We start from the raw sequence: 23,428 nt of genomic DNA on the forward strand, positions 1-23,428 counted from the left end.
CAAATTTGTATCTAGCGAGTAAATCCACGTTTAAATTTGATTTTGAAAACGGCAAAATTTAAAAACAAAAAGGTAAAAGATGGATCAATTTTTAACGCTTATTGGCAACAATCTCATATTTTCCGTTCCGCTGGTTATCGTTGTAGTTTTTGCCTTGCTTGAGGTTATTTTGATGATGACCGGATTTTCGGTGCTTGAGCCGATAAACGGGCTGTTTGACGGAGCCGAGGGCATCGACGCTCCTGGTACCGAGCTACTAGCGTGGGCGAACAAAGGCGGCGTGCCTAGCACCGTTTTTTACGGGATTTTGCTTATGAGCTTCGGAGCGTGCGGGCTTTTTATCGTTAGCGTTTTTTATGGATTTGCGGCGCCAGCGTGGTACATGAGCGCGGTTATTGCCGCGGTTTCGTTTTTTATCGCTTTGACTTGGACTAGATGGGTTAGTCTGCTCGCGGCAAAATACCTGCCTCAAGTGCAAAGCGCTGCGTTTAGCAAAAAGGAGCTTCTTGGCTGCGAATGCGAAGTAAAGGACTATAAAATAACCAAAGAGCAAGGCGGCGACGTTAAGGTTGCGGATAAAAACGGAAAAGAACGTTTCGTTTTTGCACGAGCTACCGGCGATGATGAGCTTGTAAAAGGCGATATCGCGCTCATCGTTAGAGTCGAAAAAAATAACTTTTACATTAAGAAAAAACAGTAAATTTAATCAAAGGAGAATAGCATGAACATTGACGCAATGACTTCTATGGCCGTATTTGCCGGCATAGGACTTTTTTCTATCATTATCTTAGGTATCGTTTTTTCGAGGCTTTACCGAAAAACGACAAAGGAGCTTACGTTCGTGCGAACGGGCTTTGGCGGTGAAAAGGTCGTCGTGGACGGCGGCGCGCTGATACTGCCGATACTGCATGATTATATCGACATAAATATGCAGTCGATGAAGGTCACGGTAGCTCGCTCTAAAAGCGATAGCTTCATAACCAAAGATAGAATGCGCGTGGATATCACGGCTGATTTTTACATCAGAGTGGGCGAGGATAGAGAGTCTATCTCGCGCGCGGCGCAGACGTTAGGTAAAAAAACGATTGATCTACGCGAACTAACCGGTCTTATCGAAGGTAAGCTAATCGCCACGCTCCGCTCGGTAGCAAGCTCGATGGAGATGAAGGAGCTACACGAAAAAAGGGATGAATTTAGTTCGCAGGTAAAAAACGCTATCGAAGCCGACCTATCTAAAAACGGCCTTCAGCTAGAGTCGGTTTCGCTTACTTCGCTAGATCAAACGGCTAAAGAGTTTTTTAACGAAAACAACGCTTTTGACGCAGAAGGTTTAACGAGCCTAACGCAAACTATCGAAGAGCGCAAAAAGCTACGAAACGATATCGAACGCTCTACCGAGGTGCAAATCGCGCAGAAAAACTACGAAACGCAGTCGGAGAAATTTGAAATCCAAAGAAAACAAGCCGAGGCTGAAGCGACGCAACAAACCAAGATAGCAAATTTCCAAGCCGAGCAAGAAGCGCTAAGGGCAAAAGAGGCCGAAAGTAGGCGAAAAGAGGCCGAAGAAGCCAAGATCGTCGCAAACAAAGCTATCGAAGAGGCGCAGATAAACAAAGCGCGCGCTATCGAAACCGTCGAGATAGAAAAGGCTAGAGCTATCAGGGAAGCCGAGATCAACAAAGAAAAAGCCGTCGAGCTCGCAAATCAGAGCAAAAACATAGAAATCGCCAAAAAAGTCGAGGAAGAGGCCGCGGCTAAAACGCTAGCCAACGAGAAAAAGGCGCTAGAAGCCGCATCTTTTGAGAAGATTAAAACATCGTCCGAGACTGAGCAGGCCGAGCGCGCTAAAAAGCTAGCGCTAATCGAAGCGCAAAAAGAGGCCGAGCAACTCTCTATCGAAAAAACGGTTGCCGCAAAAGCTGAAAAAGAAGCCGAAGAAAACCTAGCCGAAGCCGCTAAAATCAAAGCAATGGGTGCAAGCGAAGCGCTAAAAATCAAGGCCACCGCAGAAGCCGAAGCTATAAAGATAACGGCTGAAGCCAACAGGCTAAACTACGAGGTTGAGGCTAAGGGTAAAACCGAGATAAATAACGCAGAAAATATCGTCTCGGCGGAGATTTTGGAAAATAGATTTAAACTCGCATTGGTCGAGTTTATGCCGCAAATAATCGCCCAGGTCGTAAAACCCGCAGAAAAAATCGACTCTATCAAAATCGTGCAAATGGCAGGCCTTGGTGGCGCAAATCAAGGCGGAATCGGTTCAAATACTAACGGCGTTGTTAGCAATGCGGGCGCGTCTCTCTCCGATCAAATCGTAAACGCGTCTTTAAACTATAAAGTAAATGCACCGATAATCGACGATCTTATGAAGCAAGTAGGTATCGATCTAAACGGCGGGATACAAAATATCGCCTCGCCCCTGCTAGATGGTTGCGAAAAAGCTAAAGACAAGTCAAATTTTAGCGCAAAAGAGACTGAGAAATTTAATGCTGCAAGCGAACAAAAAGACAGCAAGAAAAAGTAAATCTAGCCTCAAAATTGATTAAAGTTGTGTGAGGGGGCGGCACGCTAGCGCGGTAAAGCCAGCTAAATTTGGCCGTCCTTTTTTACAATCAAAACAATAGCTACTTTTTGTGGTTGTTTTTGGCATATTTTGAGCTGTCTACACGGCTGTAAATTTAACATCTGCAAATTTTAAACACGTTTAATATTTATGTAAATTTAACTGCTTAAGTTAAATTTTATATTCCCTTTCAAATTTGATTAAATCGCAAGTAAATTTTATTAATTTTTTATTTTAACATCAGTAAAATAACGCTTAAGAAATCGGGTCGATTTTACTTTTTCAAAGGACACTTCATGAATTTTTCAAATTCAAAATGGTTTATCGTTTCAGGTGCAGCGCTCGGCGCTCTAGGCGCATTGCTCGTGTATTTTGGCAACCCCGGCAACATGGGCGTTTGCGCGGCTTGCTTTTTGCGCGATACGGCGGGAGCGCTGGGCTTTCACCGCGCAGGAGTCGTGCAGTACGTGCGCCCCGAGATCATCGGGCTCATTTTGGGCGGCTTTTTAGCCAGCGTGCTTTGGACGAAGGAGTTTAGCGCGACCACGGGCTCTTCGCCTTTCGTGCGCTTTTTTCTCGGATTTTTCGCGATGATCGGTTGTCTCGTGTTTTTGGGCTGCCCGTGGAGAGCGTTTTTGCGTCTCGGCGGCGGCGATATGACGGCGATTGCGGGAGTCGTCGGTATTTTTGCAGGCGTGTGCGCGGGCGTATTTTTCAAAAAGCTCGGCTACGGCCTCACGCACGAGACTAAAGCTCAGGCCGCGATAGGCGTTTTGCCGACGGTTATGGGTATTTTGCTGCTTGCGGCGCTGGCTCTTGGGCTAAAGCTTGGCGAAAACGGCGCGCTTTTTACCTCCGCAAAAGGCCCTGGCTCCATGCATGCTCCGATCCTGATCTCGCTTGGATTTAGCATCGTCGTGGGCGCGCTAATGCACAAAAGCAAATTTTGTAGCGTAGGGGCGTTTAGTAGGCTTTTAAAAGGGGATTTTTCGATGTTTACGGGCATTGTCAGTATCGTGGTTTTTGCCAGCATCGTAAATTTAGCGCTTGGGCAGTATAAATTCGGCTTTGAAGGCCAGCCTATCGCGCACAACGACGTGCTTTGGAACTTCCTTAGCATGACGCTAGCAGGGCTTTGCTTTAGCCTGAGCGAAGGCTGCCCGGGCAAGCATCTCGTGCAAATGGGCACGGGAAATCTAAGCTCGGTAATCTTTGTCATCGGTATGGCGGCTGGCGCGGCCGTAGCGCATAACTTCTTGCTCGCTAGCTCTCCTAGCGCCATAACGGCGGCGGCTCCGTGGGCGGTGGCGATGGGGTTTATTTTTGCGGCTTATGTGGGATTTTTTCACAAAAAAGCAGCTTGATTCCCCATAATTTTGCTTCGACTTCGTCTCGCAACCGCTAATCGCTTCGCTGCGGACGAACGGATTTCAAGCTTTAAAATTTTAAACCCGTTTTGGTTACGTATTTCATATACGCGCCCTAACGGGTTAAAATTTTAAAGTTAAACTACGCCTATTGCGTCTGGAATATTTGTCGCATATCTTGCTAAATTTATAAATTTGACATTTTCGCGGCGCGGGTCTGGGCGAGTAAAGAGACAAGGTGCCGAGTTCTTAAATTTGAGTTAATATGAAAAGCGAGCTGGAATTTGCCAAATTTTGATGGCGATCCAGAGTAAAAAGCGGGCTAAACATCATAGTCTAGCCCGCAAGAAACAAATCTTTTATCTAAAAAGTCGTAAAATTTGCTCAGGCGCGCGTGATAAGGCCGCGCCGAGAAATTTTATCCTAAAAGCCCGGCGCCTTTGATCGCTTGACTGCGCTCTTTTGCGTAGATACGCTCGCCTCCCACTACGTCGTATTTCCAGATCGGCGCGTTAGCCTTAAAGTCCTCGACAAACTCGTTTATCAGCTGCAAGGCGACCTTTCTTTGTGGGCTTACCACGCCTGCGACGTAGGAGCTCTCGTGCACCGGCACGTCTCCGCGAGAATGTGCGAAAAGCACATATGCACCCAGATCCTTTGCCTTTTGCTCCCAACTAGATAGCCATTTGCGCAGGATCGGCTCGTAGATGTCAAAGCTAAGCGCGCCGATGCCGCCTTCCTCGCGCACGATGCCTGTAAACGTGATGAGCGCGCCGCAGTTTTTGTCCCTAAACTCGTCGTACCAGGCGTTTGTGATCGCTTTGGCGTCGAGACTTCCTTCAAATATCTGCATATTAACCTCCGCAAACTGGCGGTAAAATGGAAATTTTATCTCCGTCTTTTAGCGGCGCGTCAAGAGAGCTTGCGATCTCGTCGTTTACGGCGACGGCGCAGATTTTTAGCCACTCGGACAACTCCGCATACTCGCCTAGTTTTTCTTTTACTTCGCTTAAATTTGCCGCTTCCAGCTTTAAATTATTCATCTTTATCGGGCCCAAAAACTCGATTTCTACCATAAATTCGCCTTTGAAATTAAATTTTTTTCTTGATTTTACTTAAAAAAATATTTAGATATACTTACGCCAAATTTTAAACGAAAGAGCCGTAATGAACGAAATCTTAAGCAAAATAAAAACGCCCGCCTACGTCTGCGAAGAGGCCAAGGTGCGCGCAAATCTCGAAATTTTAAAACGCGTCAAGGTTGAGAGCGGCGCAAAGGTGTTAGTCGCCCTAAAAGGCTTTGCATTTAGTGGCGTGATGGGGCTTGTGGGCGAGTATCTAGACGGCGCGACATGCAGCGGCCTACACGAGGCTAAATTTGCCGCAAAATACGTTCGCGGCGAGATCCATACCTATTCGCCTGCATTTAAAGACGAGGACATAGATGAGGTGCTAGCGCTTTCAAAGCACGTGGTTTTTAACTCCTTTGCGCAGTGGGCTAAATTTAAAGAAAAAGCTCTAGCCGCGGGCGTTACCTGTGGGCTTCGCGTAAATCCAGAGCTATCCGTCGCACCAACTGATGCTTATAATCCTTGCGGCAGGTATAGCCGACTAGGCATCACGCGCGCAAATTTCGACGCTGACGCGCTTGATGGTATCACGGGGCTACATTTTCACGCGCTTTGCGAGGAGAGCGCGCAAAGCCTGGAGACCGTGCTGATGGCGTTTGAGGAGAAATTCGGTGAGTTTATACCGCGTATGAAGTGGGTAAATTTCGGCGGCGGACATCACGTCACCAAAGAAGGCTACGACGTGGATCTGCTCATAAGTTTGATCAAAAATTTCCGCAAAAAGTACGGCGTCGAGGTCTACATCGAGCCAGGTGAAGCGGTGGGCTGGCAGACGGGATTTTTGGCTGCTTCGGTGCTTGATTTCGTGCAAAACGAAAAAACCATAGCGATCCTGGACGTCTCAGCTGAGGCGCACATGCCAGACACTGTGCTGATGCCGTACCGACCGGCTGTGCGAGGTGAGAGCAGGGGCGGTAAATTTAGCTACCGTTTTGGCGGAAATACCTGTCTAGCCGGCGATATCGTAGGGCTTGACGCCGGCGAGCCCGAGTATAAATTTGACGCGCCGCTAAGCGTGGGCGACAAAGTGATCTTTGAGGATCAGATCCACTACACGATCGTGAAAAACACGACCTTTAACGGCATCAAGCTGCCCGATTTGCTGCTTTTAAAAGAAAACGGCGAGCTTGTAACCGTACGGGAATTTGGCTTTGAAGAGTATGAGAGACGAAACTAGATTTGCTTCCTGAAACTGCGCCCTTTAGAGTGTAAATTTGATGTTTGAGGGCGCCTTTTTGGTCGTAAATTTAAGTCAAATTTGGTGTCGATTTTTTGCCTGAAATGCGGATGCGCTAAACCCGCGCCTTTTCAGCTTTAAATTTAAAATTTGGTTTATTGTCCGTCAAATTTGCTGCAAATTTAATCCCAAACGAAGTTAAATTTAAGATAAATAAAATCTAGCTTATATAAATGAATTAATATAGTAGATTATAAATTTGACTCCTATTTTGATAAAAATACGCCCGAACTACCTAAAAAAGCGATGTTTCGACGCTAAGCTTGTATTACGTTATTTTTTGATATAATTTCATAAAAATCCGCACAATTTAGCCTTTGGCTGGATGCCGACCACAACAAGCTTTTTAAGACGGAAAACAAAAACCAAAGGGAGATAGCATGACGAGAATTTTTAGTTTGCTTTCAGTTTTCGCCTGTTGGGCCTTCGCTATCGAGGCGAGTCCTAGCACGAACCAGTACCAGAGCAATATCTGGGCTGCGGGCAGAATCGAGAACATTAAGCCTTACGAAGACGGTTTGGGGCCGATTTTTACGTTTCTTCAGGGCAACGACTACTTCGCGATAGCGGCCTTGTCGCTTATTTTGGCTGTTATCGGCGCGTTCGTTCTGCACTTTTTGATCATCGGACCGAAACACTTCAGCCACGACGGCAAAAAAGTCTATGCGTTTAATATGATAGAGCGCGTATCTCACGGCGCTGCGGCGATCGCATGGATAGTGCTCATACCGACGGGCGTCATCATGATGTGGGGCGCAGAGCTTGGTGGAGGCGCGTTTGTTAGATTTTGTAAAGACATCCACGGATTAGCTACGATTTTATTTGCCGTTTCGGTGCCTCCGATGCTGATAGCTTGGACAGTGAGGATGCTACCTGCGGTTTATGATATCAGATGGATGCTGATCGTCGGCGGATATCTCTCAAAGATTAAACGTCCAGTACCTGCGGGCAAATTTAACGCCGGCCAAAAGGCGTGGTACTGGGTGGCTATCCCTGGCGGTATCGTGATGATACTAACAGGTGCAGCTATGTTTTTCCTTGACTTTAGAGCTCCAGACGTTGCGAGCTGGCTTGGCGTATCGCAGATTGAAATTTTAAGAGCTTCTGCACTAATTCATAACGTGCTTGGCATCGTGTGCGCGGTATTTTTCCTAGTGCACATCTACATGGCGGCCATTGCTATTCACGGCGCTATCTGGTCGATGATAACTGGCTATAAAGAAGAAGAAGAGGTTTACGTACTTCACCACTACTGGTATCAGGAACTCATCTCTAAAAACAAAATCCCCGTATCTGAATACGAAAAAACTTACGCGAAATTAAAATAATAAAAAAGGAGAAGTTTTTCTCCTTTTTTATTTTAAAGCCCAGGCTGAAATCCGCCTTTTTATACAAAATTTAAAATCTTTTAGATAAAATCTCTCCCTAGACTTCAGGTTGAAGAGTAATAAATTTTAAGGAAAAATCAATGCAAATCGATTGTAGAAATTTGGCTTGCCCTGAGCCCGTCATCAGGACGAAAAATGCGCTTGAGAGCCTAAAAGTCGGCGAAAAGCTTGAGATTTTAGTAAATTCTATCGCTCCAAAAGAAAACATTAGCCGTTTTTTAAAAAATCAAAACGTCGAATTTAGCGTAGAACAAAACGGCACCGAGACAAAAATCACTGCCGTTAAGGGCGAATCAAAGCTGGAGCTAGCAAATTTTGACGAATTCGTCTGTGAAATCACGCCAAAGGCTAAAAAAACAGCCCTTTATCTAAATGAAGAGCGTGCCGGTAGCGGCGACGTAGGCGTTAATTTGCTGGCTAAATTTTTAGGCGCGCTTTTGCAGGTAAAAAATAAACCCGAATACGTAATCTGCGTAAATAACGCCGTCAAAATGACGACGAACCGCGCGCATGCGAGCTTTAAACCGCTTAAGGATTTAGAGGCTGCGGGCGTTAAAATTTTAAGCTGCGGCAGCTGCCTCGAGGCATATAAACTCGTAAGCGATCTAAGCGTCGGAGAGATATCAAATGCCTACGAAATCATGCAAATTTTAACTACGCACGAGCAAATCAAACTATGATCTATAACGACAAACGTCTCACGAAATTCGTCCGAGCGGCGGGTTGAGCGGCCAAGCTTGACCCGTCGGGTCTACACAAAACTATCGGCGATTTAAATTTAGCTCACCCAAATTTGCTCTCAAACATCGGTACAAACGAGGATGCGAGCGTATTTAAGATCACGAACGACATCGCGCTAGTGCAGACGCTAGACTTTATTACGCCGGTAGCGGACGATCCGTTTATATTCGGTCAGATTGCGGCTGCAAACAGTCTAAGCGACGTGTTTGCGATGGGCGGTAAGGTGCTAAACGCGCTAAATATCGTCGGTTTTGATAGCTGTAATCTAAGCGGCGAAATTTTGGGCGAAATTTTACGCGGTGGGCAGGACAAAGTCGCCGAATGCGGCGGCGTGATCGTCGGCGGACACACGATAGAGACGCAGCAGATGTATTATGGACTCAGCGTCACGGGCGTCGTTTCGCCAAGCTCTTTTTGGTCAAACAACACCGCGCGAGATGGCGACGCGTTCATACTCACAAAGCCGCTGGGAACGGGCATTTTAAGCACGGCGATCAAGGCCGATCTGCTAAATTTAACCCAAATCAAGCAGGCCGTCGAGACGATGCGGCAGCTAAATTTCTATGCCGTGGACGCGCTAAAAGATATCAAAGTAACGGCGGCGACCGACATTACGGGATTTGGCTTTTTGGGGCATTTAAGCGAAATGCTAAACGACAAAATCAGCTTTGAAATTTACGCGGATAGCGTGCCCGTGATAGCTGCTGCGCGCGAGTTTGCCGATATGGGCATCATCCCCGAGGGCAGCTACAAAAACCGCGAATTTGCGAGTAAATTCGTTAGCGGCGAGGCAGATATATTGCTCTACGATGCGCAAACTTCGGGTGGGTTGCTGCTAGCGGTACCGCAAAGCGAGGCAAATTTGGCTCTATCTCGCTTAAAAGAGGCGGGTTACGAGAGCTCGGCGATCGTAGGCATAGCTAAAAAGCGCGGCGAATACGGCATAAATTTAAGGTAATTAAGCCTTTAAATTTAAACGCGCAAATTTAATCAAATTTGACGGGTTTAAATTCGGTCAAATTTTGAAATATCAAGTTTAAAACGGCAAGCCCGCCAAATTTATTTATATAAACTGACAAAGCCCCCGAGTTTATAAATTTAGTCAAATTTGAGCCGTCTAAAATACAAAAAAGCTAAAATCCTTAAAAATGAAATTTAACTAAAATAAAAAATCATAGCAAAATAAAATAGCAAATTTATGCGTAATCCCGTGTTCAAATATCCGTAAATTTAGCTATTTGTTCGCAAACCAAATCCGTTAAATTTCTAAAATATTTACCCAAATTTTAGAGTAATCTGCAATGTATTATCAAAAAAATTCCGTATTTTAGGCGAAAATATAAAAGAATTAAATTAAAATGACAATCTAATCTTAATGAGATAAAGGAGATAAAATGGAATTTTTATCGTTTCTCTTTCTGGTCATAGCCGTTTTCATCGCATGGAAAAAGCCAGAGAAAGAGGGCTTAGCCTTTGGTGCATTTGCCGTGGAGACGGCGATATGCTTTATCATGTTTTTCATCGCCAGCTGGGCATCTCTTTTACCTTTTGCAGCATACTAGGAGAGCAATTGAGTTTTTTTAACGAGAAAAATTTCGACTTTATCATGGCCACCGCGGTCTTGCTCGTGCTTGCTATCCCTGTTGGTATCGCAAACATCTATCTTGGCTACGTCATCGGCGAGGGGCCTTGCACGCTTTGCTGGTGGGAGCGTATCGGCATGGTCGTGGTCGGCGTCGCGGGTATCTTGATACTGCGCTACGGACTAAAGGCGCGCTACATAGCCGCCGTGCTTTTTGGTGCAGCATATGGAATCTTTATGACGCTAAGACACGCTAGCTTTAGTTTATATAGAGATGTTGGCATGGGCTTTGGCGGCGATATATTTGGCGCTCACACATATACGTGGGGTATTTTGGTGTACTGAGTCGTGGTTGTAGCGATGGGGCTTATGATGCTTTTTGCCAAAGACAAGGTTGTCTCGGACGATATTTCGCGCTCGGACACTAGGATAAAGCCTCTTAGCGCGTATTCAAAATTTGTGATCGCATTAAGCCTATTTGTTATCCTATCAAATGCCGTTCAGACGCTCATCTCAGCAGGCATCCCGCCGTATAGCGGCAAGGACGATCCTGAGCGTATCAGTCTAAATAACACTTGGACCTCAGGCGTTTGGAAAAGGTTTGAAAAGCCGTTTTCATTTGTCGGCGCAAATGTCGTCGAGGATCCGTTTATAGCGGGCGAGCCTAAAGATATAAGCGTCAAATTTAACTCTGATCCAAGCGCTGGCGCGTTTGTTGACGTAAAGCCCGCGCTTAGCGTGAAAAATAGCTTCCCGCTTCCTTTTGAAACAAAGGGAATTTTTGGCAAAGGCGTAACGAGCGGACTTGCGTATAACGCTAAAAGCGATACTTTTGGCATCTCAAACACCGAAGGCGGAGTTTATTTTACGGACGCGAATTTTAAAGAGATCGCTCATGCTATCATCGACAAACCAAACGGCCGCAATATCAAAAAGGCCGTCGCATCGACCTTTGTCGGCGATATGCTGGTGACTACGGGCTTTAACAAAACGACATTCGCCGTTAAGCCTGCCCAAAATGTGGACGCGTATCACGAGTGGAGATATTTTAGAGAGAGTAGTGGCGGACTCGAGTCTGCATGGAAATTTGACCGCCCGGCGCTTTTAACGATAAGAGCGAAAAAACAATACGTCCTAACGCTCGCAAAAGACCCGCAAAGCACATATCTGTATATGATCACGGTGCCAAACGAGCGCGCCAAGAACTTGATCCTCATAAAAGTCGATAGCAAGGATAAAATGCTAAGCGGCGAAGCTATCGTGACATCAGCCATTGCACTAAAAGATAAGCACGATCTAAAAGACTACTACGTCACGGCTGGCGATATCGTGGGCGGTAAATTTTTAGCCTACTCTAAAAATTATAACACCTTGCTCGTGATCGACCTTGCAGATGCGAAGGTGACTGACGCATACGCTATGCCGCAAATTGGCGACATCTCGGGCATGGCGATAAAAGGCGGCAGTATCTACGCTCTAGCTCATAAAGACGGCAAAGTAAATGTCGTAGAGCTAAATAACCCTTTGGCTCAGTAAATTTAGCCCAAAATAACAAATTCGTCCGCACAAAGCGGGCGAATTTGGATTGTTTACATTTAAAGCCGGCCTTTTTTGCTGGCTACTAAATTCCCTTTAATTTACCTAACCGCTCTATAATTTCAAGAAATTTAACAAAGGAGATATGATGAACTATCTTGAAATTTTAAAATTTCGTCACGCTTGCAAAATTTTTGACGAGAGCAAAAAGATAAGCGCTGGCGAATTTGACTTTATACTAGAGGCTGGCAGACTAAGCCCAAGCTCGACTGGCCTTGAGCAGTGGGACTTTTTGGTCGTGCAAAACAAGGAGCTTAGAGAAAAGATAAAAGCCGTTTCGTGGAACCAAGTGCAAATCACTTCTTGCTCGCATTTGGTGGTCATCTTAGCAAAGATCAAAGAGATAAAATTTGGTAGTAGTTATGTTGATAAAATGATCGCTAGACGTGCAGATAAAGATCCTGAAGCCATCGCTGCGAGGCAGAAATTTTACAACGACTTTTTGCTAGGAAATTTCAAAAACGACGATGAGCTAACATTTCAGTGGTCGCACGAGCAGTGCATGATAGCTGCGACAAATATGATGAACGCAGCCGCAAGCCTTGGGATTGACAGTTGCCCGATCGAAGGCTTTGACAGACACGCTTTAAATGAAATTTTAGGGCTTGATGAGAGCGAGCAAAGAGTGGCTATCGTAGTGCCATTTGGCTACCGCCTAAATCCACAGCCTGAAAAATATCGCCGCGAAATAAGCGACATCGTGAAGTGGATATATTAAAATTCGGTAGTTGCGTAAATTTGAAATTTGACGCGGTCGGCGCGAGTTAAATGCGTTTTTGGCGCTGGCCGAGTTAAATTTGAGTTTTGTCGCTCAAATTTTTGCAAATTTATTTGCTAAGGCGACAAATATGCAGTTGGGGCATGTACGACGCAGGCGACATGAAAACGCAAGCTACAGCCGGTCTGGCGAGTGGTCATATCTAGGTTGATCGCAATAGACGCTAGCGATCTAGACTGGATAATCGTTTGTGACAACTTGTTTTTTGTGGCATTTTATTTTAGGCGAGCGAGTATTTACTCGCGCTATACGATGAAAATCGGTATGGGCTAATTAATGTGAATACGTATTTGTTTTGCAAACAGCTGACAAATCCACAAAGTTCAAATTGCAAAAATTGACAACAGCTAAAATTTGCCAATACTCCAAGTTAGGTTAATTATCGCTCTGCCCGTTTAGCAGCTTATCCACGACGTAAAGAGCGACCTTTTTGGCGCCGTTCATGCTGATGTGCATGCCGTCGTCCTTGCGCAGCGGCTTTTTGTCGGCGCCTTCTTTTAGATACTTGCCGTTATCGCAGATCGCGTCGCTGATATCGATGTAGCGCGCGCCGTATTTTTGCGCCGAGTCCTTGTAGATCAGGTTTAGCGCCTTCATTTTTTTGTCGAATTTCTCGCTCTTCATGCACGGCACTCCCAGCCACACGACCTGCGCGCCGTACTCTGTGGCGATCTCGTAGATCTCGGCGATCCTGCCTTCATACGCCTCGCGCCACGCATCGGTGCCAAAGTCCAGCGCCTGCTCGTCAAAGGTGTAGCTATAAGCATCGTTTGCGCCAAAAAGCGCGAAGATTAGCAGATTTCGCGGGCGATTTTCTAAGCCTGCTAGCGCCGCTTTTAGCTCCTCGCTCCAGTCGTAAAATTTCTTATTTGTTAGCCCCGTGCTTGCTTTTGCCATATTTTTGATTGAGATTTTGCTCGTTTTTAGCGCGTTTTCAAACCCCCAGCCAAAGCCTTGCATTATGGAGTCGCCTATCAAAATGACGCCTAAATTTTCATTTAGCTCGATATCAAAAGTTGCGGATTTGTTTGTTTTGTCTGGAGTGCTCGGCGTTAAATTTGACGCTAGCGAGCCGTTTTTATCTAAATTTAAAGCGGTTTTAGCGGGATAAATTTGAGCGGTTTGCGCCGTCAAATTTGCTTCTTTTACCGTGCCGATAGTAGGCGTTAAATTTTGCGTATTTTGAGCGTTTAAATTTGCCGGTTCGGTTTGTAAGGCGGTTAGATTTTGCTCTGTTTTAGGGCTAGTCGCGACCTGTTTTTTATCGCCCGAAAAAAAACCCGTAAATTTATCGATGGCCGATTTTGCGCTTTGCAAGCCGTCCTCGGTCGCACTTATAAATTTATCGCTCAGTGCCATCGCGCGCTCATCCGTGATGAAAAAATCCTTTTGATATTTAGCTTCGTAGTAGTTTGACAGCGGTCGCAAAAATAGCGCAATCAGCGTAAAAAACGCGAGAAATACCCCAAAAAACGCTCTCATTAAAATCCTTGATATATAAAGTTAGGCATGCCTGACGGCATCAAAAAGTAAATAATTATCCCAAAAATCGCCAAAAAAACGGCTGAAAAAAGGGCGTTTATATTTTCAAAAAATTTAACCAAAAGCGGATAAACGTCAAGCGCGGCGTATAAAAATACGAATACGAAAACGCCCGCAAATAGCGCGCAAATCGCAAGAAGCTCGCCGCCCGAGTTTCTAAAAATAGCTCCGATGTAGCGCACCGCTCCCTCAAAATCCATCGTGAAAAATACCCAAACCATACTCACGAAAATAAATGTAAAATATCGTCCAAGCATAGCCGAGTTTAGCCATTTGCGCTCGCCGGTTAAGTTTAAAAATACGACGCCAAGGCCGTGGATAAGCCCCCATAGTAAAAAGCTAAGCCCCGCGCCGTGCCAGATGCCAGATATCGCAAAAACTAGCATGACGTTTAGTTGCGTTTGCGCCTGTGTGCCGCGACTGCCTCCCAGCGGAAAATAGACGCACTCTTTAAAAAAATTCATAAGGCTGATGTGCCAATTTTGCCAGAAAATTTTTAAATTTCGCGCCGTAAAAGGGCGGTTGAAGTTTTGCGGCAAAACAAAACCGCACATGAGTCCAAGCGCCGTCACGAAGTCCACGTAGCCGCTAAAATCGGCGTAAAGCAGCACGCTGTAGCTAAAAAGCGCGCCAAGAAGCTGCGACGCGGGCAGGGTGGGCGCGGCAAAAACGGGATTAACTATCTCGAAAAGATGGTTTGCGACGATGAGCTTTTTAAAGAGCGCAGAGCACAAAAGCGCGAATATGGCGGGGCTAGCGCGAAAAACTTTGGGAGAGTTTAACGCCTCGAAAAATGGCTTTGGCCGTAAAATCGGACCCGAAATAATCGCGGCAAAAAAGCTAAGAAAAATCAGCGTATCAAGATAGCTAGGCGCCTCTAGCTCGCCCTCTCGCACGGCCTTTAGCAACAAAATGCTCATAAACGAATAAAACGAAATGCCAAGCGGAAGCGCGATGGTTTCAAGCCTCATGACGCCAAATTTGATCGTAAAATAGCCGCCGTATTTAAAAAACGCAAGCGCACAAAGCACGAAAATAATGCCCGCGGCAAACGGCAATGCCGAGTCTTTGCTCTGAGCCGCCCTTGCGAAAAGAAAAATTGCCGTGCTAAAGATAAAATTTATGATTAGAAATTTAAGTCCGAACGAGGCTAAAAAAAGGTATGAAAAGGCGAGTAAAACGGCTTTTTGCAGGTGCGGGCGCGTGTTTAAAAAATAATAAATCGGCCAAAAAATAAAAAAGCACAAGCCAAATTCTATGGAAAAAAGATTCATATACCGCCTAAATTTTTGCGTAATTATATAAAAAAATTATTTTGGGTTAGGTTAAATTTATGTTTGACGGGAATTTAAAATTTACTTGCTGTTTTGTTTGTGCGTATTTTAAATTCGGCGTCAAATGTGGGGTTTAAATTTGAGTTCAAAACGGCTCAAATTTGCTTGGATTAAATTTGCTTCCAAATTTGAGCCCTAAAGTCGCTCGCCGTCTTGCGTAAATTTGACGGAAATTTAAAGCCGCTCTATCGCCGCAAGTACGTTTGTAGCGTCGTTTGCTGGCTCTGCCACGTCGTTAAATCTTTTTACGACTTCGCCGTTTTTCATAATCAGCGTTTGGCGGCGGTAAAATTTCTTGCCGTCGTTTGTGGTAAAAGTTTGCAAATTTAGCGGGGATTCTAGCTCAAAGTTCTCATCGCTCAAAAATATAAAATTTGCGCCTACGCTTTGTTTAAACTCGTTCATCTTTTCTACGCTTTGAGAACCGACAGCTATTAGTGTAAAGCCCAAAGATTCAAGCTTTTCAAGGTTTTCTTGGTAGGCTTTGCACTGAAGCGTGCAGCCGGTTAACCCCTTTAAATCTTTTAAATTTTCAGGCAAAAACTTCCCGCTCTCGCCCATTTTAGGATATGTAAAAACTATGCAGTTTTTGCCGCCCGTTAGCTCGATAAATTTGACCGAATTTGCGTTTATATCTTTCATTGTGTCCTCTTTGAGTGTGAATTGTTGAAAAAATAGACTAAAAATAGCACCGCAAAGCTTATAAACAGCATAATCGCCGAATAAACGTGCGCCTTAGTATAGTCCATGAGCTCGACGGCCTCGTAGATGGCGATACTGGCGACCTTGGTTTTGTCTCCGACGCTGCCGCCTATCATCAGCACGACGCCAAACTCGCCCAAAGTGTGCGCGAAACTTACTATGAGAGCGGTTAGAAGCGAGAGTTTGATGTTTGGCAAGGCGACTCTAAAAAGCGTCTCCCATTTGCCTTTGCCTAGCGAATAGCTCGCCTCAAAAAGGCTCTTTGGCAGGCTCGCAAAGCCCGCCTGAAGCGGCTGAAACATAAACGGCAGCGAGTAAATGCAGCTAGCGATGATGAGGCCTGAGAAGTTAAAAACCAAGCGTATATCAAAGGTTTCTTCAAAAAATTTGCCCAAAAAGTTGTAAGGCGAGAGAAAAACCAGCATGTAAAATCCCAGCACCGAAGGCGGTAGCACGAGCGGCAGCGAGATCACGGCTTCTAGCACGGGTTTAAATCTAAAACTCGCGCGGCTAAGCCAAAACGCAACCGGTAGCACGAGAAAAAATAAAATCGCAGTCGAGATAAAAGCAAGCTTTAAAGAGAGGTAAAACGGCGTAAAGTCGATATTCATTTCGGCTCGCTTTGCGGGTAAATTTCGCCACTTGGGTCGTCAAATTTGGCGCCGTAAGTCGCGCCTCTTTCACTGTCGCTTTTTTGCAAATTTAGCCCAAACGCCTTGGCGCTTATCGCTGCTTCGTCGCCCGCTTTTAAATTTGTAGCTTCCGCGGCGCTTAGAGCCACTTCGCAAAGCTGCCCACCGACGGAGACGACGGCTACGTAGATGGCGTCGCGCTTTGAGATCTCTAAAATTTTTGCCGGCAGGCTAAATTTCTGCGAGCCGCTGTGGCGCAAAAATATCTCGCCAGGGCTACCTTCTTGCGCGATTTTACCGCCGTCTAGTACGAAAACTTTTGAGGCGAGTTTGTAGATCTCCGCGACGTCGTGGCTAACTAAAATCGTCGTCATATCAAACTTTGCGTGCACCTTAGCAAGATAGTCTTGCAGTTTTTCGCGCATGGCGTTATCAAGCGCGGAGAGCGGCTCGTCGAGTAGTAAAATTTCAGGCTTTCGCATGAGAGCGCGGGCTAGGGCGGCGCGCTGCTTTTGACCGCCGGAGAGCTGCGAGATAGCGGCGTTTTCTAGCGAGCTCATCTCGACAAGACCCAGCAGCTTGCGGGCTAAATTTACGTCGTCGTTTGCGAAAAGCAGGTTTTTCATCACGTTCATATTTGGAAAAAGCGCGTAGTCTTGAAACAAAAACCCGATATTTCGGCTTTGCGGCGGAGTGAAGTTTTTACCGTCAAATAGCGTCTGGTCGCCTGCTTTTATCGTTCCGCTATCAGGCGTTTCAAAGCCTGCGATTAGGCGCAGTAGCGTTGTTTTGCCGCTACCGCTTTTGCCGTAGAGAGCGACGAATTCGCCCTTTTTTACGTTCAAATTTACGTCTAAATCAAATTTTCCGTTCGCGCCGTTTAAGCTTTTTATGCAGTTTAATTCTATCATGCGATGTAGAGCGAGGTTGCCTTGACGTAGGCGTAAATTTGATCGCCAGGCGCTAAATTTAGCCGCTTTAGCGATGCCGTGGAGATAATGCTTTCAAACTCAAACTCGCCCGCGTTTAGATGCAGCGAGCTCGTGATTTGCCCTCTTTGGATATCTGAAATTTGCGCTTTTATCTCGTTTGAGACCGAGCAGTTTAAAAGCGGGGAAGTAGCGACGAAGACGTCTGAGCTTTTAAAGCCCAGCCTCACTTCGTCGCCGATTTTTAAATTTTGCAGATTTTCCAAGGATAGCATTTTTAGGCTCAAATTTTCGGCGCTAAACTCAAAAACGCTAACGCCGCCCGTTTGCTCTATCGCCGAAATTTTAGCCTTTATCATTAGATGTTGTATCCAAATTTTCTAAAAATTTCCTTCGCGCGGTCGCTTCTGATGAAGTCATAGAAAGCCTTTGCTTCAGGATTGTTCTCGCCGTGTTTTAGGATAACCATGCCTTGATCGATCGGAGTGTAGAGCTTTGGATCGATTAGAACGAAATTTTTACCCTCTTTATACTCAGCCATTTTCTTGTCATGCATTGCAGAAGCCGCGATAAAGCCCACGTCAGCTGCGCTTAGAGCTTGGCTTAGCGCGTCGCCGATTGATTTTGAGATGACGATGTTTTTCTCGACTTTGTCGTAAATTTTAGCGTTTTTCAAAGCCTCGATGCTTGCCTTGCCGTATGGAGCAGTCTCAGGATTTGCTATCGCGATAGCTTTTAGCCCTTCAACGGCGTTTATGCCTTTAGCTAGATCGATATCTCTGATCGTAAATAGAGCAAGCGCGCCCTGAGCGTATACTACGGGCTTGGTTACGGCAAATTTGGTGTCGTATAGGTCCTGGACGAATTTCATATTTGCAGCCATGAAAACGTCCGCCGGAGCGCCGTTTTTGACCTGTGTAGATAGCGCGCCGCTAGCTCCTAGCGTGACGGTTACATTGGTGTCCGGATTTGATTTGGCAAACTCCGCTTTTAGCTCGCCAAACGCGTATGTCACGTTTGCAGCGGCAAATACGTTGATCTTGCCCGCGTTTAGGTTAAAAGCGGCGATGGCCGCGACTACTAACGAAAAAAATATTTTTTTCATTTTTATACTCCTATTATGATTTGACTTGCTTTGATTATAGCGGTGAGCTCGTCGCCCACGCCAATACGCATCTGCATCGCGCTTTCTTTGGTGATGATAGATGTTAGCGTCTGATGATTGCTGATTTCTAGCACGATTTCGGCGTTTACGGAGCCGATTTTAGCCTCGATCACGCGTCCTTTTAGCAAATTTGCCGCGCTTAGTTTTAGATTTTCCTCTTTTGCGAGCATTACGCTCGGGGCTTTAAAGATAAATACGACCTTTTTGCCGACTTTTAAATTTAGATTTTTTTCAGACTCGACCGTGACGTTAGCGCGTAAAATTTCGCCGTTTGAGAGTTTGGCGCTGATTTGCGAATTTACCGCGCCAGTTTTTACCTCGGTTATCTCACAGCTTAGTTGATTTCTGGCGCTTAAACTCATGCTCATGCGCTGTAAATTTAAAATTTCGTTCGTATCGATGTTTATATTTGAACAAACTTTTTCTAAAAATATCTTTTGGCTCTCTAGCATCGCGTCGTATAGCGCGATCATCTTTTTGCCGTAGGGCGTGAGCTCCGAGCCGCTGTTTTTCTTGTTGCCTTCGGCTCTTGCGATTAGCGGTTCGTCCGAGCGGTTATTTAGCGCGTCTAGGCTGTCCCATGCGTTTTTGTACGAGATGCCGACATACTCGGCCGCTTTTGTTATGCTTTTGGTGTGCTCTACGGCCTTTAAAAGCTCTATGTGCTTGGCTAACACCGATACGCCGCTATCTAAAAATAGCTCTAAACTAACATCTGCTTTCATGAAAATCTCCCAAATTTATCAGTATAAAAAAATAATTTGTTAGAAAGTATATTTAAATATATATGAAAAATAACTTAAACAAACTTCGTAATACCGGGCATTTTGAAATTTATAAATTTAAAAGCTACATTGAGATAAAATATCAGATTACTGCCTTTGCAGACTTAAAATTCGGAGATTCAATGAGAAAATTTTTACTCTCTTTTTTGCTTTTTTTTAGTTGCGTTTTTGCCGAACAAACGCAAGAAAAGAGCGAATTTGACGACGAATTTACGCAGCCTAGCGAGGTTTTCGATCCGCTTAGCGGCTATAATAGAATGATGACGGGATTTAACGATTTTATGTACGTAAACGCCATCCACCCCGCAATAAAAGGCTATAACTACGTAGTGCCCGAGGCTGCTAGAACTGCGGTAGGGAACTTTTTTGACAACCTTTTATATCCCGTTCGCTTTGTAAATAACCTCTTGCAGTTTAAATTTAGCGAGGCGGGCGAAGAGACGCTGAGATTTTTAGCAAACACGATCATCGGCTTTGGCGGGCTAACCGACGGCGCGAAATACTATAATCTGCAGCGCCATGACGAGGATTTTGGCCAGACGCTTGGATACTGGGGTGTGGGTAGCGGGTTTCATGTGGTTTTGCCATTTCTGGGTCCTTCAAATTTACGCGATATGGCAGGCCTAGTCGGCGATTATTATCTCGATCCCATAAGCTACGTAAAGCCGGCGCTAGACTCCTTTGCGATAAAAACTTTCCGTCAGGGCAACCTTTTGTCCTTGCATCCAGATGCTTACGACAATCTTAAAAAAGACGCGATCGACCTGTATCCGTTTCTACGCGACGCATACGAACAGCGCCGCAACCACTTAATAAAGGAATAAAATGAAATTTTTAAAAATCATCCTACTTGCGCTTTTTAGCGCGGTTAGCCTCTTTGCGATTAGCGAGGAGCAGATAAAGCCTACGATGCAAAAAACGACGCAAGACGCCATCGAGGTGCTAAAAAACGCAAATTTGAGCAAAGACGAGAAAATAAGTAAAATTTTCGCCGTTTTTGATCCATATTTCGACTACGAGCAGATGTCTAAAATCGCCCTAAGCAAGCGCTACAACAACTTAAATGCCGAGCAAAAGGCTAAATTTAATAAAGCTTTTGAAGAGAGGTTAAAATCAAGCTATGTCGATAAACTTTTAAGCTATAAAAACCAAACTATAAATTTTAAAGACGCGACCAAACCAAACGAAAATCGCTACTTTCTAAACGCCGATCTAGTCGGCGAGGACGGCAAAAACTACGGCTTTACGTATAAATTTTACAATGCCAAAGAGCGTGGCTGGCTTATCTACGACGTCGAAATTTTAGGCGTTAGTATCATCCAGACATACCGCAGCCAGTTTGATAGCCTGATGGAAAACGAGAGTTTTGAAAATTTACTTAGCAAGCTAAACTCCGTCCAAGCTCCGCAATAAGGCGTCGATGAAGCGGATTTTTAAATTTATCGTCAACTTTCCAAAAAGCGTTATCGCAGGCGTACTGGCCGCGACGCTCTTTTTTGGATATTTTAGCGGCAAACTCGAGGTGGATGCGTCGACCGAGACGCTGCTGCTTGAAAACGATAAAGACTTAGCTGTCTTTAGGGACGTTTTTAAACGTTACGTTAGCCCAAACTACCTGGTCATCGCCTACACGCCAAAAGACGATTTGCTTGCACCTTCTACGCTTGAAAAGATAGAAAAATTAAGCCGCGAACTAGAAAAAAACGAGCTCGTATCAAGCGTTATTTCGGTACTAAATATCCCGCTGCTTCAAAGCGGAACTAGCGATCTTAGCGAGCTGGTTAAGCATGTGCCAAGCCTCGCTGATGCCGATATAAACAAAACTCTAGTACGCCACGAGTTTGCGGATAGTCCGCTATACACGAACAACCTCGTTAGCCGCGATCTAAAAACTACGGCGATCGTACTAAATTTAAAGACCGACGAAAAATATCAAAGCATACTAAACGAGCGAAATACTCTGCTAAACGCCAAACTCGACGGCAATATCACGAGCGAGCAAAAGCAGCGCCTAAGCGCCGTAAATACGCAGTTTAAGGCCCACCGCGACGAAGCGCGTATAAAAGAGCACGCCGCGATCGAGCAGATACGCGAGACGATAGCGAAATTTGGCGGAGGCGAGAGCCTGTTTTTAGGCGGAGCCAACATGATCGCGGATGATATGGTGAGCTTCGTGCGCTCCGATCTTGCGACATACGGTATCAGCGTCACGCTACTTTTGGTCTTTTGTCTTTGGCTCTTTTTTAGGCAGATTCGCTACATCGTTATGCCGATTTTTATCTGCGTGATTAGTGTTATCTGGGCGAGCGGGCTGTTTGGATTTTTTGGCTGGGAGATTACCGTCATCAGCTCAAACTACATCGCCCTTCAGCTCATCATCACGATCTCGGTCGTCATCCACCTGATCGTGAGCTACCGCGAGTTTTGCCTTACCAAGCCGCACCTTAGCAACCGGCAGCTCGTCTATCTCACGCTACGTGATAAGGCCAGCCCATCGTTTTTTGCGATATTTACGACCGTTATTGGCTTTTTGTCGCTTGCGCTTTCGGATATCAAGCCGATCATAATGCTTGGCATCATGATGAGCGCGTCGATCTCTATCTCGCTGGTGCTTGCGTTTTTGCTATTTGGCTCCGCGATGGCGCTGATGCCAAAGCTCGCTCCCGTTAGGACGTTTGAGGATAAATTTAGCTTTACCAAGCACTGCGCCGCATTTGCGCTAAATCATAGCCGCGCCGTTTACGCCATCAGTCTTGCAGTGCTGATTTTTGGGTTTTACGGCATCTCAAAGCTAAAGGTCGAAAACAGCTTTATAAGCTATTTTAAAGATACGACCGAAATCCACAAGGGCATGCAGGTGATCGATACGAAGCTAGGTGGCACCGTGCCGGTTGATATATTGATCAAATTTAACAAGCCCAAATTTGACGAAAAGGTAGCCAAAAACGAGCCTAAAGACGAATTTGACGACGAATTTGCCGCTAGCGCAAACGAGGATAAATACTGGTTCAATCAGCATAAAATCGACGTAGCAAAAAAGGTGCATAACTATCTAGAAAACAAGCGCTTTATCGGGCACGCCAGCAGTCTAAACACGGTCGTAAAGATCGTCGAGCGTATCACGCAAAAGCCAGCCGACGGCCTCATGCTCTCGATCCTATACGAACAGATCCCGCAAAAGTACAAAGACATCATCCTAAGCCCCTACGTGAGCATAAAGGACAACGAGTTACGCTTTACCGCGCGTACTCTAGATAGTGACGATGCGCTACGCAGGGACGAGTTTTTGCACGAGCTTAAAACCGATATCGCAAATTTGATCGCAAACGACAACGCAAGCGTGCAAGTTAGCGGCGCGATGGTACTTTACAACAACCTCCTTCAAAGCCTCATCGCCTCGCAGGTGGATTCTTTTGGTTTCGTGGTCTTATCGCTTTTTATCGTTTTTTGCATTATTTTCAAAAGCATTAAGCTCGCCGCCATCGCTATCACGTCAAATTTGATCCCGCTTTGTGCGGTATTTGGCGTCATGGGCGTGCTGGGCATCCCGCTTGATATCATGAGCATTACGATAGCGGCTATCAGCATAGGCATCGGCGTGGACGACATCATCCACTACATCCACCGCCTAAAAATCGAGCTTCGCAGTAAAAACGTCGCCGAGTCGATCAAGGCCTCGCACGCAAGTATCGGCTACGCGATGTACTACACCTCGTTTGCGATCATCCTGGGCTTTAGCATCATGGTAACGAGCAACTTTATCCCGACGATATATTTCGGACTTTTGACCGATCTTGTTATGATAATGATGTTGCTAGGGGCGTTGGTGTTGCTGCCGACTCTAATCAAAACCTTTTACCGGGCTAAGATTCCCCATAAATGACGGATTTCAAGCTTTAAAATTTTAAGCCCGTTTTGGTTATGTATTTCATATACGCGCCCTAACGGGTTAAAATT

The 23,428-nt window shown here is 45.5% G+C and carries 24 protein-coding genes; 14 read left to right on the forward strand and 10 right to left on the reverse strand.

Features of this window, described 5'->3' with window-relative positions:
- The first annotated feature begins 79 nt into the window (after positions 1–79).
- The 3 genes from CSUNSWCD_RS00215 to yedE all read left to right on the forward strand — a co-directional run bounded on the left by CSUNSWCD_RS00215 (position 80) and on the right by yedE (position 3,927).
- A complete protein-coding gene (locus CSUNSWCD_RS00215; protein ID WP_009492391.1) occupies positions 80–700 on the forward strand; it encodes an OB-fold-containig protein in 621 nt (206 codons plus the stop codon).
- A 21-nt stretch (positions 701–721) separates the two neighbouring features.
- Positions 722–2,524 carry a flotillin family protein gene (locus tag CSUNSWCD_RS00220; RefSeq protein WP_009492393.1) on the forward strand — a complete coding sequence of 601 codons (1,803 nt, stop codon included), beginning with the start codon at positions 722–724 and terminating at the stop codon, positions 2,522–2,524.
- Between the two features lie 335 nt (positions 2,525–2,859).
- The gene (yedE, locus tag CSUNSWCD_RS00225; RefSeq protein WP_009492395.1) at positions 2,860–3,927 is read left to right on the forward strand and encodes a YedE family putative selenium transporter; all 1,068 of its coding nucleotides are present in this window, start codon (positions 2,860–2,862) and stop codon (positions 3,925–3,927) included.
- 421 nt (positions 3,928–4,348) lie between these two features.
- Here yedE and CSUNSWCD_RS00230 read toward each other — a convergent pair whose 3' ends face one another.
- Together CSUNSWCD_RS00230 and CSUNSWCD_RS00235 are read right to left on the reverse strand one after the other, a co-directional pair.
- Positions 4,349–4,783, reverse strand: coding sequence for a molybdopterin synthase catalytic subunit (locus CSUNSWCD_RS00230; protein ID WP_009492398.1), 435 nt, complete (start codon positions 4,781–4,783; stop codon positions 4,349–4,351).
- Position 4,784: 1 nt separating this feature from the next.
- Positions 4,785–5,006, reverse strand: a complete 222-nt coding sequence (locus tag CSUNSWCD_RS00235) for a MoaD/ThiS family protein (RefSeq protein ID WP_009492400.1) — start codon at positions 5,004–5,006, stop codon at positions 4,785–4,787.
- 91 nt (positions 5,007–5,097) lie between these two features.
- Here CSUNSWCD_RS00235 and nspC point away from each other — a divergent pair, with 91 nt between their 5' ends.
- The 8 genes from nspC to CSUNSWCD_RS00265 all read left to right on the forward strand — a co-directional run bounded on the left by nspC (position 5,098) and on the right by CSUNSWCD_RS00265 (position 12,322).
- On the forward strand, positions 5,098–6,237 hold the full coding sequence (gene nspC / locus CSUNSWCD_RS00240) for a carboxynorspermidine decarboxylase (RefSeq protein ID WP_009492402.1): 1,140 nt from the start codon (positions 5,098–5,100) through the stop codon (positions 6,235–6,237).
- Positions 6,238–6,677: 440 nt separating this feature from the next.
- Positions 6,678–7,625 (forward strand): formate dehydrogenase subunit gamma, encoded by a 948-nt coding sequence (locus tag CSUNSWCD_RS00245; protein WP_009492405.1) that lies wholly within the window; start codon positions 6,678–6,680, stop codon positions 7,623–7,625.
- A gap of 140 nt (positions 7,626–7,765) precedes the next feature.
- Positions 7,766–8,365 (forward strand): sulfurtransferase-like selenium metabolism protein YedF, encoded by a 600-nt coding sequence (gene yedF, locus CSUNSWCD_RS00250; protein ID WP_009492407.1) that lies wholly within the window; start codon positions 7,766–7,768, stop codon positions 8,363–8,365.
- Positions 8,362–9,384 (forward strand): selenide, water dikinase SelD, encoded by a 1,023-nt coding sequence (gene selD / locus CSUNSWCD_RS00255; protein ID WP_420866736.1) that lies wholly within the window; start codon positions 8,362–8,364, stop codon positions 9,382–9,384. Before yedF ends, selD begins: the two co-directional genes overlap by 4 nt.
- 436 nt (positions 9,385–9,820) lie before the next feature.
- Positions 9,821–9,988: a hypothetical protein gene (locus tag CSUNSWCD_RS11825; RefSeq protein ID WP_163026383.1), complete on the forward strand. Its 168-nt coding sequence runs from the start codon at positions 9,821–9,823 to the stop codon at positions 9,986–9,988.
- A gap of 8 nt (positions 9,989–9,996) precedes the next feature.
- Positions 9,997–10,353, forward strand: a complete 357-nt coding sequence (locus CSUNSWCD_RS11600; RefSeq protein WP_009492415.1) for a disulfide bond formation protein B — start codon at positions 9,997–9,999, stop codon at positions 10,351–10,353.
- A 24-nt stretch (positions 10,354–10,377) separates the two neighbouring features.
- Positions 10,378–11,544, forward strand: a complete 1,167-nt coding sequence (locus CSUNSWCD_RS00260; RefSeq protein ID WP_244263897.1) for a disulfide bond formation protein B — start codon at positions 10,378–10,380, stop codon at positions 11,542–11,544.
- A gap of 148 nt (positions 11,545–11,692) precedes the next feature.
- A complete protein-coding gene (locus CSUNSWCD_RS00265; protein WP_009492418.1) occupies positions 11,693–12,322 on the forward strand; it encodes an NAD(P)H-dependent oxidoreductase in 630 nt (209 codons plus the stop codon).
- 435 nt (positions 12,323–12,757) lie between these two features.
- Here the strand turns inward: CSUNSWCD_RS00265 and CSUNSWCD_RS00270 are convergent, their stop codons facing one another.
- The 8 genes from CSUNSWCD_RS00270 to CSUNSWCD_RS00305 form a co-directional block, all read right to left on the reverse strand.
- A complete protein-coding gene (locus tag CSUNSWCD_RS00270) occupies positions 12,758–13,864 on the reverse strand; it encodes an SGNH/GDSL hydrolase family protein (RefSeq protein WP_009492425.1) in 1,107 nt (368 codons plus the stop codon).
- Positions 13,864–15,198, reverse strand: coding sequence for an MBOAT family O-acyltransferase (locus CSUNSWCD_RS00275; RefSeq protein ID WP_009492427.1), 1,335 nt, complete (start codon positions 15,196–15,198; stop codon positions 13,864–13,866). The genes CSUNSWCD_RS00270 and CSUNSWCD_RS00275 overlap by 1 nt, the downstream gene beginning before the upstream one ends.
- Before the next feature lie 234 nt (positions 15,199–15,432).
- Complete coding sequence (locus CSUNSWCD_RS00280; protein WP_009492429.1) at positions 15,433–15,900, reverse strand: redoxin family protein; 468 nt, start codon at positions 15,898–15,900, stop codon at positions 15,433–15,435.
- A complete protein-coding gene (gene modB, locus CSUNSWCD_RS00285) occupies positions 15,897–16,571 on the reverse strand; it encodes a molybdate ABC transporter permease subunit (RefSeq protein ID WP_009492431.1) in 675 nt (224 codons plus the stop codon). The genes CSUNSWCD_RS00280 and modB overlap by 4 nt, the downstream gene beginning before the upstream one ends.
- Positions 16,568–17,503, reverse strand: a complete 936-nt coding sequence (locus tag CSUNSWCD_RS00290) for an ABC transporter ATP-binding protein (protein WP_009492433.1) — start codon at positions 17,501–17,503, stop codon at positions 16,568–16,570. Before CSUNSWCD_RS00290 ends, modB begins: the two co-directional genes overlap by 4 nt.
- On the reverse strand, positions 17,500–17,880 hold the full coding sequence (locus CSUNSWCD_RS00295; RefSeq protein WP_009492435.1) for a TOBE domain-containing protein: 381 nt from the start codon (positions 17,878–17,880) through the stop codon (positions 17,500–17,502). Before CSUNSWCD_RS00295 ends, CSUNSWCD_RS00290 begins: the two co-directional genes overlap by 4 nt.
- Entirely contained in the window at positions 17,880–18,626 is a 747-nt protein-coding gene (modA, locus tag CSUNSWCD_RS00300; protein WP_009492436.1) for a molybdate ABC transporter substrate-binding protein, read from the reverse strand. The genes CSUNSWCD_RS00295 and modA overlap by 1 nt, the downstream gene beginning before the upstream one ends.
- A 2-nt stretch (positions 18,627–18,628) precedes the next feature.
- On the reverse strand, positions 18,629–19,411 hold the full coding sequence (locus CSUNSWCD_RS00305) for a TOBE domain-containing protein (RefSeq protein ID WP_009492438.1): 783 nt from the start codon (positions 19,409–19,411) through the stop codon (positions 18,629–18,631).
- Positions 19,412–19,473: 62 nt separating this feature from the next.
- Here CSUNSWCD_RS00305 and CSUNSWCD_RS00310 point away from each other — a divergent pair, with 62 nt between their 5' ends.
- From CSUNSWCD_RS00310 to CSUNSWCD_RS00320, 3 genes are read left to right on the forward strand one after another with little or no spacing between them, the layout of a single operon-like run.
- Positions 19,474–20,295: an MlaA family lipoprotein gene (locus CSUNSWCD_RS00310; protein ID WP_009492440.1), complete on the forward strand. Its 822-nt coding sequence runs from the start codon at positions 19,474–19,476 to the stop codon at positions 20,293–20,295.
- A 1-nt stretch (position 20,296) separates the two neighbouring features.
- Positions 20,297–20,884 (forward strand): Tgt2/MlaC family protein, encoded by a 588-nt coding sequence (locus tag CSUNSWCD_RS00315; protein ID WP_009492442.1) that lies wholly within the window; start codon positions 20,297–20,299, stop codon positions 20,882–20,884.
- 7 nt (positions 20,885–20,891) lie between these two features.
- Entirely contained in the window at positions 20,892–23,354 is a 2,463-nt protein-coding gene (locus CSUNSWCD_RS00320; RefSeq protein WP_009492444.1) for an efflux RND transporter permease subunit, read from the forward strand.
- The last annotated feature ends 74 nt before the right edge of the window (positions 23,355–23,428 follow it).

The sequence above is a fragment of the Campylobacter showae CSUNSWCD genome (genome assembly GCF_000313615.1).
Taxonomy (GTDB): domain Bacteria; phylum Campylobacterota; class Campylobacteria; order Campylobacterales; family Campylobacteraceae; genus Campylobacter_A; species Campylobacter_A showae_A.